At 62.2% G+C, this 18494-nt stretch carries 12 protein-coding genes; 1 reads left to right on the top strand and 11 read right to left on the bottom strand.

All coding sequences use genetic code 11. The features are described from left to right. Nucleotides 1–113: 113 nt before the first annotated feature. From D0550_RS16310 to D0550_RS16345, 10 genes are all read right to left on the bottom strand, one after another. Nucleotides 114–506, bottom strand: a complete 393-nt coding sequence (locus D0550_RS16310; RefSeq protein WP_116810259.1) for a PP2C family protein-serine/threonine phosphatase — start codon at nt 504–506, stop codon at nt 114–116. Between the two features lie 14 nt (nt 507–520). Continuing rightward, on the bottom strand, nt 521–1786 hold the full coding sequence (locus tag D0550_RS16315; protein ID WP_161965867.1) for a multiheme c-type cytochrome: 1266 nt from the start codon (nt 1784–1786) through the stop codon (nt 521–523). A 57-nt stretch (nt 1787–1843) separates the two neighbouring features. Then, nucleotides 1844–5551, bottom strand: a complete 3708-nt coding sequence (locus tag D0550_RS36860) for a hypothetical protein (protein WP_116810297.1) — start codon at nt 5549–5551, stop codon at nt 1844–1846. A 77-nt stretch (nt 5552–5628) separates the two neighbouring features. Then, nucleotides 5629–6963, bottom strand: coding sequence for a hypothetical protein (locus D0550_RS16325; RefSeq protein WP_206606332.1), 1335 nt, complete (start codon nt 6961–6963; stop codon nt 5629–5631). Next, nucleotides 6921–7556 carry a hypothetical protein gene (locus tag D0550_RS35500; RefSeq protein ID WP_206606333.1) on the bottom strand — a complete coding sequence of 212 codons (636 nt, stop codon included), beginning with the start codon at nt 7554–7556 and terminating at the stop codon, nt 6921–6923. Before D0550_RS35500 ends, D0550_RS16325 begins: the two co-directional genes overlap by 43 nt. Nucleotide 7557: 1 nt before the next feature. Then, nucleotides 7558–8205 carry a heme-binding protein gene (locus tag D0550_RS35505; protein ID WP_206606334.1) on the bottom strand — a complete coding sequence of 216 codons (648 nt, stop codon included), beginning with the start codon at nt 8203–8205 and terminating at the stop codon, nt 7558–7560. 202 nt (nt 8206–8407) lie between these two features. Continuing rightward, nucleotides 8408–9655: a heme-binding protein gene (locus D0550_RS35510; RefSeq protein ID WP_206606335.1), complete on the bottom strand. Its 1248-nt coding sequence runs from the start codon at nt 9653–9655 to the stop codon at nt 8408–8410. Continuing rightward, nucleotides 9652–11445: a cytochrome c3 family protein gene (locus D0550_RS16335; protein ID WP_116810261.1), complete on the bottom strand. Its 1794-nt coding sequence runs from the start codon at nt 11443–11445 to the stop codon at nt 9652–9654. Before D0550_RS16335 ends, D0550_RS35510 begins: the two co-directional genes overlap by 4 nt. Before the next feature lie 8 nt (nt 11446–11453). After that, on the bottom strand, nt 11454–12326 hold the full coding sequence (locus tag D0550_RS16340) for a hypothetical protein (protein ID WP_116810262.1): 873 nt from the start codon (nt 12324–12326) through the stop codon (nt 11454–11456). After that, entirely contained in the window at nt 12323–14854 is a 2532-nt protein-coding gene (locus tag D0550_RS16345) for a cyclic nucleotide-binding domain-containing protein (protein ID WP_116810263.1), read from the bottom strand. Before D0550_RS16345 ends, D0550_RS16340 begins: the two co-directional genes overlap by 4 nt. A gap of 400 nt (nt 14855–15254) precedes the next feature. Between D0550_RS16345 and D0550_RS16350 the strand changes: the two genes are divergently transcribed. Next, nucleotides 15255–17222 (top strand): S8 family peptidase, encoded by a 1968-nt coding sequence (locus tag D0550_RS16350; RefSeq protein WP_116810264.1) that lies wholly within the window; start codon nt 15255–15257, stop codon nt 17220–17222. Here the strand turns inward: D0550_RS16350 and gabT are convergent. Beyond that, nucleotides 17172–18482: a 4-aminobutyrate--2-oxoglutarate transaminase gene (gene gabT / locus D0550_RS16355; RefSeq protein ID WP_116810265.1), complete on the bottom strand. Its 1311-nt coding sequence runs from the start codon at nt 18480–18482 to the stop codon at nt 17172–17174. The genes D0550_RS16350 and gabT overlap by 51 nt on opposite strands. Between the last annotated feature and the right edge of the window lie 12 nt (nt 18483–18494).

Below are 18494 nucleotides of genomic sequence, written 5' to 3' on the forward strand. Positions count from 1 at the left end.
CGAGTCACCAGATTTCCGATTGGGATGAACCGCGCTAAACTGCTCTTTCCGAAAAGATTCTCCTGGACCCGCAGCACTTTCCAGATACGAGTGAATCGCGCGTCAAGCGCAACTCAAAAAACGCGCCCCTGGCGCCCAACAAAGAATAACGCGCGAACTATCGCCGACCCACGCAAACTTCCGCCTGCCCGCTCGACGATGCGCGTCGCGACGACGGTGGACCCCATGTTTGTCGTAAAGCACTGTTTCGTCTTTTTGGCCGTAGCCGCGACTGTCTCATGCGCTTTGCGAATGGCTTCCACCAGCGGCAGTGTCAAAGCCTCGCCGAGTAATGTTTCTTTGACGACGCGACTGGCCACGTCGCCGCTCGCATGACCGCCCATGCCATCGGCGACGAACCAGAAATTGCTCGCCTCGTCCCAGCCGATGACATCCTCGTTCGGACCGCCGCGACGGCCTGGATGGGTGCGACCGGAGAAGCGTTTGTTGGCAGCTCGGAAACGCACGGTTGATGGTCCGTTCAGAATGATTTCTGCGCGTTGGCCGCGGCAGTGGCGAATTGTTGCGGACTGAACGTCGTGTCGTTCTTGACCGCGTTGTAGAGCGCATCCAGCGCCGCTTTCTTGCTGTTGCGATCGCCGATCGTATAGCTGAGGCTTTCCAGCCCCAGCACGATCTGCTCCGCAGCCGCGTAGTCACCTGCTTTGTCGGTCGCTGCGTAACGAGCGAGCGTCTTGCGCATCTTAATTACATCCTCGCTCGAATATTGTCGACGAGCGAGTGCATCGCGCGGGGCCAGCCAGTTCAGCAACGCCTTCGCTGCCTCGTTCACCGCGGCACGATCACGCTGACCTGCGCGGATCAGCGCGTTGGTCAGCTCGGCCAGCGGCGCAGTCGCGGTCGGCTCGAAAGCATCGGTGAGGGCCTGCAACACGATGAGATTCTGGGTCTGCAAACGCACTGTGCCGGGCTTGATGCCCGCCCCCGCGCGCGCCGAGTTCCAGCGGATCTTGTCCATCGGATGATGGCAGCTGTGGCAATCGTAGAACGCCAGCTCCGGAAACATGTTGCCCGCATGGAACATGTTTGTTTGCAGCAGCGACAGATAGCGGCGCGTGGTCTCGATCTGACCGGTGACCCACAGGTTCATGCCCGAGATCTTGCCCTTGCGTTTGTCGTAATCGGCGTCGACGATGAAATGCGCCGGTTGATTGGTGGTGTAAGCCTCGAGCTCGAAGCTCAAGCGCGGGTGACCCGCGCCCATGATGGCATGCGTCGCGAATTGATCCTTGGTGCCGAGATGACAGCCCAGGCACACCTGGGCTCGCTTGAGCGGCTGTTCCGTTGGATACATGCCGCGCGCGACGTTGTCTTTGTGCGTGGCGCTCTCGACCGCGTGACTTTCGAGCCACTGCTCCGATCCGCCGTGGCACGCCTCGCAGCCTACGCCATCGCTGATCTGAAACTTCGGGCCGCGCTTGTCGGAAGGAACATTGTCGGCGTGACAGTCGAGGCAGATCTTCGCGGCCGTCGCGTTGGGCAAGCCGAGATTGGCGGCAATGCGCTTGGATTCCGGCAGCTCGAGCGTCCTGAACGCCTGCGCGTGCCGGTCCTCCTGCTGCCAGATCCGATACTCGTTGAGCGCCACGTCTCTATCCGACTGCGGCGCGAGTTTGCCGTGGCAGACGCTGGTGGCGCAGCTCGCCACTCCCATATGTTTGTAATCGGCAATACCCGGCTCGATGGCGAGCGCGCGCACGCTCACCCCCAGCAGCGCCGCGATCATGCACAGCGCTTTAGTTCCTGAGAAGGCTCCCGGCCTCCATCCCATAGAGATACTCCGCTACTGTCGCGACACCCTCTGTTCAACCTGGTCGGTCACATACCATGGCTGACCCTTGTCATCGAGGAACAGCTTGCGCATTTCCTCCAAATTGAGCGGTCGCGAGCCACGCCGACCGAACACGGCCACCTGACCGCCCGTCTCGTCCACACCGCGATCGCGTTCCAGGCCCTTCGACAAACTGAGCGCCGGCTTGCTGGTCGAATACATCGCGATCAGCTCTGGTTTGGGGTCGGGACTGAAGCCGTAGAACTTCGGCTGCGACGCCGGCGATGTGAGCTGTACGACCTTGAGGCCGCCCTTGCCGTCGGCCACATACATGAACAGCGACGCATTGGTCGTCGCGACGATCACGTCTTGCGCATCGGTGATCTTCCCGCCCGCCGTGAAGCGCTGATACTCGAACATTCGCTCTGGCCGCTCGGCATCGACGATCACGACACCATCGCTACCGGCGGCGACGTAGGCGTAGGTTCTCGCGACGAACACGCGTTGCGCATTCTTCATGCGAATGGTGTTGTCCTGCACGAGCCGCGGTTCCTTCGGATCGGTTACGTCGATCGTCTTCAAACCCTCGGCATCGGTAACGAACAGATAGCGGAACTGCAACGCGGTCGAACGCGCATCCTTCAATGGCACTTCCGCGATGAGCACCGGGTTCAGCGGCGTATCGACGCTGACGATCGCGACCCCCTTCGCCGTCGTGATGTACAGATAGTAGCCGCCGACGGTGATGTGTCGCGCGCCATTGAGCACACCACCCGGATTCCAGGTCACCGCGCGCTTCAGGAAGTTATTGCGCGGCTCACCGTCAGCCATCGTGTTGACGTCGACGAGGATCAAGCCCTCCTTCGAATCAGTGATGTACGCGTAGTTGTAGAGCGGATGGAACGGCTGTTCCATGTTGGCCACGCGCATCTTCTCGCCTTGATTGCGCGGCGGATGAATCGGCTGGTTCGTAGGCAGCGCCACGCAGGTCGCGTCCTTGGTGTTGACCTGAGTGTCATGCCCCAGCGGGCTGAACGGCGCCGTTATCAAGCGCTGTGACACGCCCTTGTTGCCCTGGCTCGCAACGTCGTACACCTGCAAGCCGCCGCGCCCTTCAGCCACATATAAGTACTCGCCCCGCAGCTGCAGACAGCGCACATCGCCCGCGCTATGGCTAGAGCCGCTCTTCAACTCGCGGCCATTCTCGTTGTGCTTGTTGAACCAATCCGGATACGCGTAACGATGCAGATAACTGCCGATGACAGCCTGCGGCTCGTCCCATTCCGTAACGGTCACCGCACTGATCTGGCCCGCGCCGCCCACATACGCGTTGTAGCCGACGAAGTTGATGAAGTTAGTTCCTTGCGCCAACAACTGCGCCATGATGGCGTTGTTGTCATTCTCCTTGGACAAGTGACAGTCGCTGCAAGTCTTGGTCTCGGTCTTGCGCTCGGTGTGCGGGTAATGCGGGTTGAACGCTTGCGAGCTGTAGCCGCTGGCCGCGATCGGCGGCTGCTGAATGTAGATCTTTTCGCGGTTGGCGTTGGTCGATGAAAGGACTAGCGCCGAACTCGATCTCACTGGTGCGATCTTGCCACCCGCAGCAGGTTCGCGACGGCCGAGCAGGAACATGTCGTCACGAGCAACCTGCGGATTGTAGGTCGCATAGTTGCGCGTCTCGCCACCCTCATAGTGATGACGATTGGTCTTGGCGTTCGCCTCGATCGGCAAGTGACAGCCGCCGCAACTCGTGGTCCACGAGGTGTGGCACATGTAGCACTCGACGTTCTCATCGGTGTGCGCGAGATTGCTCGCCGCCACACCCTTGCCCCACTCCAGCGACGATGTGTTCTTGCTCATGAGCTTGGCACGCGCCGCCTTCGGATTGTATTCGGCGCTGTTCGGATCGACGGAGCGCTTTACGAGACTCATCCGCCATTCGACGCCCGCTTCCATCATCGAGCGCTGATACAACGTCTCGCCGACCCACTCGAAGCGGCGCCGGCCATCGGGCGTGCGCAGCGCCGTCATGTCCAGACCGCCGCCCAACGCGGCTGGGCCGGACGTGTACAAATTCGGTAGCTGCAAGGCCGTGCCGTGACAGTCCTTACAATCGATCTCGACGGCCGCGGCCACTTCGCCGTAGATGTAGCCGTTGCCGTGATTGTCCTGAGAGAAGTGGCAATCCACGCACTGCATGCCCACGTCGACGTGGATAGACGACATGTGGACCGCCTTCTTGAACTTCTGCGGATCCTCGTCGCTCACGATCTTGTTGTTGGCGTCGAGCAGATTTCCCTTGCGGTCGCGCTTGAACACACCGCGGAAATTCCAGCCGTGGCCATGATAGTCCGCGAACTGCGTGTCCTTGAGCTGTGGATTCAGCTCCGACACCTGCTTCAAGAAATCGACGTCCGCCCACTTGCCGCGCGTCGCCGCGCCTTCCGGGTTGCGATCGAGCACTTTGCGCATTTGATCGCTGGTCGGGTACTGCTGCTGCTCCGGCCACATAAAGGGCGCGTCGGACTCGTAGTCCCACATCGTGTAGCCGAGGAAGCTGTTCATGAACATGTTCGGCTGGTGCATGTGACAGACCATGCACTGACTGGTCGGCACCGAGCGCGTCAGCGTGTGCGTCAACGGGTGACCCGGCTCGGTCTTGCTGATCGTCGGGTCGACAGTGCGAGTAAGGCCCTCGTGACCGAACTTCGCGTAGATGCTCGAATGGCGCTTGTCGCGATCGTTCGCATACACCACGTGGCAGGAAGCGCAGCCCGAATGGCGGAAGTCGCCGGGCTGATCGTTGGTGCCGATGAACCACGGCAGCGGATCGTTCAAGCGAGTCTTGGTGATGTTGATCACCGGCACGGCGATGCGCGCTCCGGTACCTGGACCGCGATTCGATTGCCGGAAATCCGGCCGACCGGGTTCTTCGATCCGTTGCAACTGACCGAGCGCGTTCGGCAGGCCGGTCTCGGGGAACAGGTNNTTCACGATATTGCGCCCGCCGCGCTCGAACACGCGGAAGATGTCGCCCGGGTAAATCGTTTCCCACGACGGCAGCGGATACAGCTGCGGCAGAATGCCGGCGATCGCAGCCTCATTGACCAGATGGTCCGGAATCTTCGGCCCTTTCAGCAGTATTCCCTGACCGTTGCGATCGTAGGACTCGCCAAGAATGTACTGTTTGAAATCGAGGATGCCGTTGTTGTAGGCGGCGCCACCCCATAGCATCGCACCCGTCGTGTGCATGCTGCGCGCCGACGCCTCGATGACTTCCATGTGGCACGCGCCGCACGACTCACGAACGATGCGATAGTCGGACGGATTGATGAAGCGGATGAACTCGGGGCTCTCGCGATTCAACAACGTGTAGGTGCGTTGCGGATTGGCGCTGGACGGATAGTTCCATTCCTTCGGGAATCGCGGCAGCACATGCGCCAGTTCCTGCCGCTTCATGTATTCCTTCGTGCCGCGCTCAATGCCGGCCGACAAGCGCACGCTCGCATCGCCACCGTGACAGTCCGTGCAACCCAGCTTCACCGCCGGGTTCGTGTGCATGGTGTTCGAGTCCGTCTGCGTATGGCAGGTCTGACAGCCCTCGGTCTTCGCCCGCACCATTTCGTCGGTCTGACTCTTCGGCGCCGGCGGCGCGGTCACGTACTTGGGCTCGTCGCCGAACAGACCGGCAGAAGCCACGCCACTGAAGGCGCAGAGCATGACCAGTGCCTGCACCGTTGCTGTCGCGATCCTACCTGCCTTTTGCCAGTCACCAGTCATTAGTCACCAGTCACTTCTCAGTAAGCGAAAATCGCGTTGAGCAGGAAGTAACCCGGATTGTCGTCCGGGAACAGTGCATCGAAACCGTCGCCGGCAATCAGCGTTGCATACGAGGCGCGCACCACGATGTTTTGTGACATCAGCGGCCGATAGATCAGCGACGCCGACACGTCGTAACCGATGTGCTTGTCGATCGGCCCTTGATTGCGTGCGACTTCGAGCACTGCCGTGTCGTCGAAGTACAGCGTGTTGGCGTTGAAGGACAGGCGCAGCTGCGGCATCAGATCCATGTCGACACCGAGCCCGGCCATGACGATGCCGGGATTGGTGAAATTCGACTGACCTTGCTCCTTCGACGAACGCAGGTTGTTCAATACGCCGTTGCGCGTCGCCAGCGCCACGCGGCCACCGCCGATCAGCGGTACGGCCTGGCGAATGAAGTAACTGGTGTCCGCACCTGCGAACTGCGGGTTTTCGAATACGGCATCGAAGCCGTGGGCCTTGTCATCGAATGGATCGTCATCGCCACTGCCATACAGCAGCGAGATGCGCGGACGGATCCAGTCGAAGTCCATCGACAGCTCCGCCGCCGCAAACAGCGCGCTGATGTCGACTTTCCTATTGACGAAGACACTCGGGGTCTCGTCGCCGAAGGCGTAGTACACCGAGGTCGTGAGATTGACTCGGCCGAAATGACCGTCGCCGTTGTAGCCCACGTACGTCACGTCGTACTCACGCAGATTCTCCAGACCAAGCGACGACGGCCGCTCGATGAAGTTATTGCGGTTGTAACGCAGCTCGTCTTCGCGATTGCGGTTGTAGAGCACGGTCGCCTGCGACGTGAAGCCGAGCACCGGGAAGTCCTGTCGATAGATGTTCGCGACGAATACGTCGTCTTTGCGAGGCGTCTCGCTCACGTCGTTCAAGCCGCTGTTGATGTCTTTTTCCAGGCGGCGGAAGTACGCGATGTTGTACTGCCACTTGTTGTTGCCGCGGGTGCCAAACAAGCGAGCCCCCAGCTGATTGTCTTGAAACAGGAAGCCTCGGAAGTCCGACGAGAACGGCTGAATGCCGATCCGGAAGCTGTCGAAATCGTAGTTGTCGGAAACGTTCCGCAGATGTCTGTCCACGAACGCGGCCTGCAAGCCGACGAACGTGTCGTCGCGCGTCAGCCCACGGCGCGGATCGGCGTTCACGCCCTGGATTTCTTCGAGCTCGGTGTAGTTGTACGAAATGACCGGAGTGACCCGGAATTCCCAATCGGGTGGCTTGAAGACCGTGTTGCCTTTGTAATAGACGAACTCGGCACTCAGGTTCTGCGCCATCGACCATTGATCGGTGCTGCCGAACACGTCGATCCCGCCGGGATTTTTTTTTGGTCGAGATTTGCGCCGACGGCCGTGGGCACTTCACGCAGCTCGAAAACCGTGTCGGAGATCAGGCCCAGGTTGAAGAACCAATCCTTGCCGACGACCGGCTTGTCCGCTTTGAGCACGTTGCGGTTGTACGGGTCCCACCAGCGTTCCTCGTAGCCGAGCGTATCGACGATGCGCCAGCGATCGGGCATGGGCACCGAGTCCACGAAGTCAGTGAGACCGGGGCGCGGAATTGGCGAGACCGATGCCGGTGGTGCGCGCTCCATGACTCGTCGCCGAGGTGCGCGGCCCGTATCTTCAAGCGGCGGCGGTGGCGGCAAAGCCTGCTGCGCTTCCGGCGACGGCGGCGGTACGCCCTCGCCTGTCGGCGTCGTCGGTTGCTGTGCGCTGCCCTCTTGCGGACACGGCACTTCGGTGTAGCCAGGCCTGCGTCGCTTCACGATTCGGCCGATGTCGTCCTGATAGCAAACTTCCGCGGCGCTGACGCTGGTGGGCCAGCCCGTCGCGGTGACAACGAATGTACTGATTGTGAGTAACGAAGCAGTTAGTGGTTGACGTCTCCTGGTCACGTCACTTCCCTCCACACACGTTATCGTCCGTGCTATCGATGAACGGCGCCTGCGGACACTGCACATAGCGCAACCGCACGCCTTTCGGCAGCAAGTTGTCAGCACGCATTTCCGCCGGCGCATTGTTGATCGCACCCTCCAGCGTCTGACCGGCGTTGTGCAGTCCCATGAACGCGATCATGTCGTCCTGGTCGATGCCGTCACCGGACACGCCGATGCCGCCGATCAACGTGCTGCCTCGATAAACCGGCACGCTGCCGGGGAAGATCTGCAACCCATTCGCCAGGCGCACACCCGTGATCGTCTGCCCCACGCTGCTCAGATCGGTGGCGAGTTGCACACCCGCGCAGCCTGCAGCGACATCCGGAATGCCCGGCACGCCGGCAACGAACAACACATGCTGGAGAATCGCGTTCATCGCCAGATCGAGTTGCATGCCCGTGGAAAACGGACTCCACTCGCCGGCCGGCTTGCTCAATGGCCCCTGACTCTCGCCATTGATGCCGTCGGGATAGAACGGTCGTGCCAGGTTGCCGTAAGCGCGATCGGTGTACGCGATCCGTCCGTCGGCAAGTGCCGAAGGATCATTGAGGAAGGTACGAAACGCATCCACGTAGCCACTCAACGGAATCGAGCGCACGACACTCACTGCCGCATCCGTCGTGCTGAGATATCTCGCATCCGGCAGGGTCGCGAATTAAAAAAAAACTCGCCGCCGAAAACTGGACGACATGAAAACGCCGCAAGTACGTGCCTTTCTGCAACGACACGTCCGTGCCGAACAGCGGCGCGTCGCGGGGTGCGAACGATGCCCCAGAATCTCGCCTTTGCGAGTCGACGACTGAGAATCGTCACGCGCGCTTTGCGATCCCACCGGACGTCGGATCTGCGCAACGAGCTCGATTCGCCACATCGAGCGCCGATCGCAACAATATGCGCACTTCACCTTCAGACAGCGCTGCTCCACCGACAATCGCGCCGTCCGTGCCGGCACGCGGCGCATAACGCAGGTTGTTGGTCTCGTCGACCAGCACGAAAGCATCGCGGCCGGGGAAATCCTGGTCGCCATCAGCCCGCACGCCGGACCCTGGCTGACCGAACATCGTGCCGTCGCGAATGACGCCGTCGGTATACCCGGGCACGGGTATCAGTTGGCCCACCGCCGCGGTGAGCGTGTCGAACCCTGGCGCCGACTGCGGATTGGCGCTGAGATCGGCGAACTCGACGTCGGTGAACCGCAGCAGCTTGCCATCGACGGTGATGCGATCGGCCCGTCGATCGACCGGCGCGCCGAAGCCGAACGTGGCGGCGAACGCAATCGCCTCGTCGACGTCGATGTCCCGATCGAAGATGCTCTTGTCGATGGTGTAAAAGCCATCGGCCAGCACGCCGACGCCCCCCACCACCGTGCCGTTTTTGTACAGCGGAAATCCGCCCGGGTCCGCCGACAATCCCAAGGGCGTTCGCTGCGGCCCGGGACCGGGCGCACCAGCGAACGAACGAACCAGATCCGAACACGCGAGCGAGCTGAACTGCACGCCGAACAGTGGACCGGCGGGCTGAAAGTCTTCGCCCGGATTGAAGTGTTCCTGCACGATCTGACTGGCGACGCGCGTCGAGAACGCGTTGCCTTCGGATGACAGATACGCGCCGGTCACTGCCTTCGCGATGGCAGCAGCCTGATCGATGTTCACCGGCGCGGCTTGCACCGGCAGACGAATTCCTTCCAGCCCGCCAGAGATCGGCGCATCCCCATTCGGGGACGTGGTCACGGTCACCGAACGCGTGGCCGGATCGCCCATGCGATACACGGCGAGCACATTGCCGACCCGATCGACGACCGCAATCGTTGCATTCGTGCCGCGTGCCTGCGCTTCAGCAACACCCTGCGCAATCACTTGCTGCACATCGGCGACGGTGAGGTTCGACGTCGTCGAGCTCGAACAGGTGCCGGTGCACGAGGGATTGCTGTTATCCGTGCCAGTAGTCGGCGTCGTGGGTGAACCGCCTGAACACGCGCCAAGTAGCACGACCAGGGGGAGTGCCGCCGAAACCGGTAGCAACGTCCGCCACGCGCGAAGGTGTGAAATCTGTCTCATGATCCAGCGAGTTCGCCCGCAGGCTCCGGTTTGGTTTCGCGCGCGCGGTGCAATCGAGTCGACAGACGCGTGCTCGCGTCGTTGCGGAACTCGTCCAGCAACGTTGCATCTCGCGGGTGATATTCGTGACAGCTCACGCATCGCACGGTGACTCGCTCGGCCGCAGCCTTATCGCCATGACACTCGGTGCATTTCGTAATGCCGGGCACCATCAGATCACTGGCATCCTCGGATTTTTTGGCTGCATGGCAGGACAGACAGGCGTCGTCGCCCGTCAACTTGCCTTGAATCCGGTGACTGCGATGATCGAAGCGGTTGGCCGGAAAATAGTCGCGAGCGAAGCGGATCGGGATGACCTGGAAGCGATCGAACACGTTCGCCGCCTTGGTATCGATCACGGCGTGACAGCCGATACAACCGCGACGCGTGAACTGACTTTCGATTTCCTTGCGCGCGCTGCGCATGGCGCAGTCGAACGGCACGCCGGTGCATTTCTCCTCTCCCTCCTCCTCGCGTCCCGGCAACCGACGGCGATCGCGAGTCACGCGAGCAGCGTCCGGATCGGAGAACTTGCGAGTGAAGTAGTCCTGCAGCGTGAGCACGACTTCGCGCGGCTTGCCATGAGGCAACTGTCGATCCGGCGCACCGGGGTCGAACGTCAGCTCGTGGCATGACGAGCACTGCTTTTCCATCGAGATCGGCGCGAAGTGCTCGCCGTCGGGCTCGAGTCGGTGACAGTCGGCGCAATTCATAGCCTTGCTGTCGCCGCGACGGAGCACCCGATTCGGATCCAAATGCTGCTGATGGGAGAACTTCAGGTTCGACTGTTCCTTGGCCTGCTCCAACTCGGCGACCAGCGTCTTCCATTCATACGTGAAGCCCGAGCCCGCCGGCACGGCCGTCGACACGAGCAAGTGGGGCTTGAATTCCGGATGCCGCTGCAACCCGAAGCCCAGCACGCGATCCAGCTTGATCTGTCCGAAGCCCTGCCCGGGATCGCGATGACAATCGACGCACATGCCATCGCCGCTGTTGACCAGGAACGTCTGCGGCTCGTTGTGCTCGCGATGACAGGTCGCACAGCGCGGCGTCGGCCCCAGCTCCGTGAGCGCCAGGCGCGCGGGCATGATGTGATCATGCGTCGTCCGGTGGCATTCGGTGCACGCCGCATCCTGCACGCGCTGGAACAACTTCTGGTGACAGGTCTCGCAGCGATCGCCGATCGACTGCTGATGCACCTGATGCAATGGCCCGCTATTCCAAAACTTGTCGCCTGGAATCCACGACGGCGTTGCGGTGCCTGCGTGATGCAGCTTCATGACGAGCAGCGGCAGCAGCAGACCGAACACCATCACCAGCACCACGCCGGCCCAGGCAATGGTGCGCTTGCCCAGAAAGGTCTGTGACAAATCGGTGCGGAATGCGCTCTCGAACGCGCTGGCGTCGATGCGATCGTTGGGCTGCAGCTCGATGGCCGCATTGAAGCCCGGCGGAGGTTGCGCAATGCGCAGGCGATGGCCGGCCAGCTCGATCACGTCACCCACGTTGAGCTTGGCGGTTGCGCGCTTCTTGCCATTCAAGCGCACGACTTCGCCGCGCCGGCACTCCAGCATCAGCTGCAAGCCGGCCAGCACGATCATCGCATGCTCGGGCGCGATGCCCCGACCCAACAACTGAATGTTGCGATCGGCGGCACTGCCGATGGTCAGCGCTTTGCCGGTGATCTCGGTATCGTAGTACTCGGCGATACCGTCTGGCCCCTCCCGTAGCTCGCGTAATAATGCATCCATGCGCGCGGCTACCAGTAGAAGAAGGTCACGATGATGTGCAACACCAACGCCACGAGCAGCGCGATGGTGACCGGCACATGGAAGTACAGCCAGATCTTCAACCAGCCGTACAAGCGGATGTCACGACGGATTCGTCGCAACACGGCTTGCCGCCGGCACAGCAAGACAATGAGCTGTTGCAGGTTGGCAGCTTCGGCGCCTTTGGCGGCGCGCGGCAAGCGGGCGCCGACGAAATCGATGACCTGCTGTTGGTCCGTGTTGCGGACCGGCTTGCCCTCGCCGCGAACGAAATACGAGCCGTCGCGGCTGAACAGCTGCGAATAAATGCCGCCGCCCAGCGTCGTGCGCTCGATGCTGCTGTCCACGGCAATGGCGATGTCCGGCGCACAACGGCTCGCGACCGAGCGAGCGTTGCGATCCAGCTCGAACAATTCGGCAAACAACTCCGCGCGTGCCCCACCCTCGCGGTTTTTGGAAATGAGCTGGGGGTAGCTCATGTACGTGTACAAGCCGAAGAAGCCACTCAGAATCACCACACACATGAGCACATACGCAAGCGTGTGCAGATTCCAGCCAACCTGGATGCCGGAATGGAGTGTGGCGATGACGATGAGCGCCGACCCGAGGTACACGTGAGCCGAAGTCCAGCCTTGTACCGTGCCGCTCGTCGAGCTGTAACGGCGCTTGCGGACCCCGAGCATCGTCAGCCAGACGATCAACAGCGCGCCGACGGTACCGAGCACATAGCCCTGCCAGGTGCCGCCGTTGGGTGGCTGCGAGTCGCCCTGGGTGACGTACAGCACACACGAAGCTACGATCAGCCCCAGCGACCACCACAGGTAGCGGGCTCCGCGATACGAGAGCAGATTGCGGTGAATCACCGCTTACGCTCCTCGACCAGATCGATGAACTGCTCCGGCCCGATGCGGATGGCAGCACCGGTCGGGCAAGCCCGCACACAGGCGGGTCCGCCTTTGAGGCCGACGCAGGCATCGCACTTGGTCGCCTTCTTGCCCTTGTCCTTGGCCTTGGTGGAAGGTTTGTAGTCGGGCTCTTCGCCCGGCCCGCTGCCGATGGCGAACAGCATCCACGACACGAGGCCCGGCTTCTTCGGCGCGTCGTACACCATACGAATCACGCCGTACGGACAATTCGCCTCACAGTTGCCGCAGCCGATGCAGGTCTCGTTGATGTAAACCTCGCCGCTCTCCGAGCGACGCAACGCATTCGGCGGGCAATCCTTCATGCAATGAGGCTGCTCGCAGTGCCGGCACGAGATCGGAATATGGATGTTGGCGAAGGTCGCACCGGCTTCGCGATCCAGACGTGAGATGCCCTGGTGGGTTTCGGCGCAGGCCTTTTCGCAGTTATCGCAACCGACACACAGCGCTTCGTCGATGACCAGGACGTTGGTCGCCTCGCCCAGGCCCTCGTCCATGAGGAAGTTCATCAATGTGCCCGCTTCCGGCCGCACCTGCATGCGTGCGTTGTCGACGACACGCCGACTCACATTCTTCTGTAAAGGATCCAGGCGTGCATCCTCTCGACGAGTGAGCTCCAGGAACTCCTTGCGCTTGATCTCGATGAGCTCGGCGGCGACGTTCGCGCTCGCAGTCTCACGACGCATCGGATCGCCCATCAACGCCATCTCGCCGATGAGCTGGCCGGAGCGCACCTGCGACACCAGCTTGTCCTCACCGCCCTGACGACGTAACAAAGTGATGGCGCCCGAGCGTAAGACGAACAGCGAATCGCCCACCTCACCTTCGCTGAACAGGACTTCGCCGGCTTTGAGCTTGCGCAATGTCACGCGCGTGGCGATGTTGCGAAGCTCTCTGAGCGTCGCGTACGGCGCGAAGTGCCGCTGCAACTCGCGCACGATGAAAATCCAGTCGATGCCGCTGCGAACTTCCTCGTTGGAGTTCACCAGCTTCACCATGGTTCGGCGCGGTGTTTCCACCAGGATGCAGCCCGCGCCCGCGACGGCTTTCTCCAGGCGCGGCCGGCCCGACAGCAAGCTCATCTCACCGAAGAATTCGCCGCGGCCGAGCCGCGTGCGGATTTTCTGCGGCCCGGGGGCTTCGAGCAGCACCTCGCCGTCGACGATAGTGAAGAACGATGTGCCGAACTCGCCGGGCTCGTAAATCACCTCGCCCTCGCGAATGACACGGGTCATGCGCGGTTGCGGATCTTTCAGCGCCAGCTTCCTCTGCAGCACCGTCATGCGTTTGCGGGCGTCGTCGAATTCGGCGCCGGCCGGGAACGTGACCAGCAGATCGCTCTCGATCACCAGCTCGCGAAACGCCAGCGAGTTCATCTGGCGGAACATGGGAATCAGCGTCTGGAACCGCTCGATGATCTCATCCACCGAGCGCTCGAACGGCAAGCCGAAGAACTGGTACTCGAGCAGCGGATGATCCGCCGGCTTGACATCGTTGCCGTTGATGAACTCGACCACGTCATAGCCCTGGTTCATCGCCTGCTTGATCAGCGGATAGCCGGCCAGCGAGCCGATGATGTAAACGCCCGGCACGTTGCTTTCGTAATGGCGGCTCAGCTCGGGAATGGCGTCGGCGCGCTCGTTGGGAAATTTGATGCCGATGGACTCGACGAATTTGCGGGGCGGAATGGCACCCAGGCGCGCGATGATGCGATGACACTGCACCGTCTTCTCGCCTGCCGGAGTCTGCATCACGACGCTCAGCGGCAGCGCGCCGCCAGTTTGAGTCACGCTCTTGATGCTGGTCTCGTAGTAACAATTCAAACGCCGGCGCGGATCGGTGATGGCCGCGACCACCGCGTTGAGGTTGGCGTCCTTGGCGCGGCTGAATTCCTTGCCGCGATTCAAGATCCAGACGTCGTTCTGCTCGGCCAGCGCCAGCGCGTTTTCGATGGCCGAATCGCCGGCACCGACCACCACGATGGTTTCGTCGCTGAATTCCTTGGGATCGTCGAGCTGATATTGGACGCGCTGCAGATCCTCGCCCGGCGCGCCGAGCTTGCGGGGATTGCCTTCCAGGCCGATGGCGAGCACGACGCGGGCAGCTTGAATGGTCTCGCCACTGGTCAGCTGGATTGCAAATGCGCCCTTGGAGCCGGCGATCCTGCGGACTTCGGCGTTGTGACGAATGTTTACATTGAGCTGCCGCAGACCGTCGCCCCACGCCGACAGAATTTTCTCGCGGCTGCCGGCGCCGAAGCCCAGATCGCTGCGCAGATCCAGGAAGCCGGGCTCGGCCATCACATGCTTACCCTTCTGGTAACGCTGGATGGTCTTGGCGTGGGCGCTGAAGCCCTCGAGCAGGATGTAGCTGGGACTCGAGCGCCGCGCCTGTTGGTCACGCGCCGCTGCGCGTGCAGCTGCGCTCAGGCCTGCAGGGCCGGCGCCGATGATTGCGATTTGGTACATGCAGAAACAAATGCGCCCGCACTTGCTCCTCCCTGCGATTGCTTGCGACCCGCTGCCATCCCGTTCACTTATATTTGTTAAATCGCGATGGATGCTACCGACCCGGCCGCGACGCTAGCAAGATGTCCGCTGTGCGCTACGTCACGGAATCCAGGACGTTTGTAGCCGCGAATAGCTCAAGCGCGCTGGGAACAGACTCGTGCGACCGATCTCAATGATTGACTCGGACACGATTCGCCCCGGCGTGCGAACTGGATGCAACACCGCCCGCCGCGGCGGCGGAAACATTCATCCGCGGTACACCCGGCCCATGGTTTGATCGCGGCGGCACGCGCAAGTAAAGGTTTGCGGGCGCCTGACACCGACGTAAACTCAGGAAAGAATCACAAGGGAATCGCCGATGAAGATGCTCGCCACCGTCGTGTTGTCCGCGTTCGCCGCCGTACCGGCATTCGGGCAATCACGGGAGTATCAGGCCCCTCGCCTGCAGGCGCCGGACGCCACCGACCAGATCATCGTGCGCTGGCGCACCGATGCGAAAGCCACGCTCGCGGCCTCGCCCGCCCAGCGTGCCAGCAAGCTGTCGACCAGCTCGGGGCTGACCATCCAGCACAAACGACGCAGCACTGCGAATACCGACGTATACAAGCTCGACCACGCGATGAACAGCGTCGAGCTGCAGGCCGTGCTCGACCAGCTCAACGCCAATCCCGAGGTGGAATTCGCGGTCGCCGACCAGCGCCGCCAGATCCAGCTGCGCCCCTCCGACCCGCTGTTCGAGAATCAGTGGTACTTCGGCAGCACGGAGATCTCCGCCACCCGTACCGATCAGGCCTGGGACATCACCACGGGCAGCGCCAATACGGTGGTCGCGGTGCTCGATACCGGGGTGCGCCCGGACCATCCGGACCTCGCCAACAAACTGCTGCCCGGCTATGACTTTCTCTCCGATGCCCGTATCGGCAACGATGGCGACGGCCGGGACGACGATCCCAGCGATCCGGGCGATTGGGTCGACTCCATGGATCGCGCGACCGCCTTGTTCAGCGGCTGTACGGCGACTGGCAGCTCCTGGCACGGCACGCGCGTTTCGAGCTTGATCGCGGCGGCAAGCAACGAGGGCGTCGGGATGGCCGGCGCCGGCTGGGATACCATGATTCTGCCGGTCCGGGTGCTCGGCAAATGCGGCGGTCCGGATTCCGACATCATCGATGGCATGCGCTGGGCGGCGGGCTTGCCCGTCGACGGCGTGCCAGAGAATCCTCATCCTGCCAATATCATCAACCTGAGTCTGGGCGGCAATGGCGCTTGTAACGCTGCCTATCAAAGCGCGATCAACGAGATCACCGCGCAGGGCACGGTGGTCATCGCCTCCGTGGGCAACGAGGGCATCAATCCCGGCACTCCCGCGAACTGCAGTAACGTCATCGGCGTCGGCGGCATTCGCCAGGCGGGCACCAAGATCGGCTTCAGCAATCTCGGCACAGGCACCGATATTTCAGCCCCGGGCGGCAATTGCGTGAACCTCGGACCGCCGTTCTCCGATGCCGCGCCCTGCGTGTATGCGGTGCAAGTGGCCTTCGATACGGGCCGCACGGTCCCGGAAGGGCCCAGCTACACGGACCGGGTGAGTCGGCCCAACTTCGGCACGAGCTTCTCCGCGCCATTGGTGGCCGGCGCGGCTGCGTTGATGCATGCGAAAAACCCGCAGCTCACACCGAGTCAGTTCCAGACGTTGTTACAAGAGTCGGCAACGCCGTTCCCGACGTCGAGCGCATCGACCACTAGGATCTGCCGCGTGCCGACCACGTTCGTGCAGCCTGAAGAATGTATCTGCACGACCGTCACCTGCGGCGCAGGCATGCTCAACACTTTCGGGGCAGTGCAGGCCGCGCTCAAACCCTTTGGCATCGTGCAGTCGACCGCGACCATCGAGCCGAACGTGGCTGTGAGCATCAGCGGCAGCACGAGCTTTGCGGCGCCCAATCAATCCGTGGCGAGCTATCAGTGGAGTGTCGTCAACGTCACGGGCGCGACGCCGGCGATCGCCGACGCGGCGGCCGAGTCGACGACATTGCAGGTGAATGGCAACAGCCGCTTCACGTTGCGGCTGCGAGTGACGGACGACGCCGGCACGATCGACGACACCGATTTCGCGATGGTCACATCGACGCCGCCCGAGCCGCAAACGCCGCCGCCATCATCGCCGATCGGCCGCAGCAGTGGCGGCGGCGGCAGTTTCGACTGGTGGCTGCTGTTCCTCGGCTTGCTGCCGTTGGCGTTGCCCGGGCCCCGCCGCCGCAAGGTGACGAATGGCTCAGCCGGTCGCAGCCACCGGCGTCGTCGCCGCGAGCACTTCGCGGAGTGATTTTTCGATGATGTCGAGGCCTTCGTTGATGATCGCATCCGAGGCGGTCAGCGGCACCAGCAAGCGAATCACGTTGGCGTAAAGCCCGCACGACAACAGCACCAGGCCGTTGGCAGCCGCCCGCTGCACCAACGCCTTGGTGAGATCGGCATCGGGTGCATGCGCATCGCGATTACGCACCAGCTCCATCGCGACCATCGCGCCCAGTCCGCGCACTTCACCCACGCAGTTGAACTCGCCCTGCAGCTTACGCAGCCGCTGCATCAGTATGTCGCCGACCTGATTGGCACGCGCCGGCAGCTTTTCTTTTTCCATCACGTCGAGCACGGCCAGCGCGGCGGCACAGCTCACGGCTGAGGCTGCATAGGTGCCGCCCAGCCCGCCAACGATGGGTGCGTCCATGATCTGCTGCTTGCCGACCACCGCCGCCAGCGGGAAGCCGCCGGCGAGGCTCTTCGCCATCGTCATCAGATCCGGCTCGATGCCGTAATGCTCGATAGCAAACATCTTGCCGGTGCGGGCGAAGCCCGTCTGGATCTCGTCGGCGATCAGCATGATGCCGTGCTTGTCACACAGAGCGCGCAGCGCCTTGAGAAACTCGACGGGCGCCGCATAGAAACCACCTTCACCGAGCACCGGCTCGATGATGATGGCCGCAACGCGCGACGGCTCGACGTCATATTTGAACAACTGATCGAGCGCGGCGAGACTGTCTTCCGACGTCACGCCGTGGTACGTGACCGGGAACGGCACGTGATACACATCGCCGGGGAACGGACCGAAGCCCACCTTGTATGGCGACACTTTGCCGGTCAACGCCATCGCCATGTAGGTGCGACCATGGAAGCCGCCACCGAATGCGATCACCGCAGAACGGCCGGTGTGAGCGCGGGCGATCTTCACTGCGTTCTCGACGGCTTCGGCGCCGGTGGTGACGAACATGGTCTTCTTCGGCGTCGGGCCCGGCGCCAGCGCGTTGAGCTTTTCCGCCAACTCAACGGCGACGCGATACGGCGTGATCATCACGCACGTATGAGTGAAGCCGGCATCGAGCTGCTGCTGCACGGCCGCCTTCACCTGCGGATGCAGGTGACCGGTGTTCAACACAGCGATGCCGCCCGCAAAGTCGATGTAACGACGCCCATCGGCATCCCACAATTCCGCGTTCTGCCCCTTCTCGATGTAGACGGGCAGCATGGTGGACATGCCTTTGGTGAGCGCAGCGTTGCGCCGGTTGTGCAGGTCTGAGTTGGCTGACATAGCGTGCTCTTG

This window comes from Steroidobacter cummioxidans, assembly GCF_003104955.1.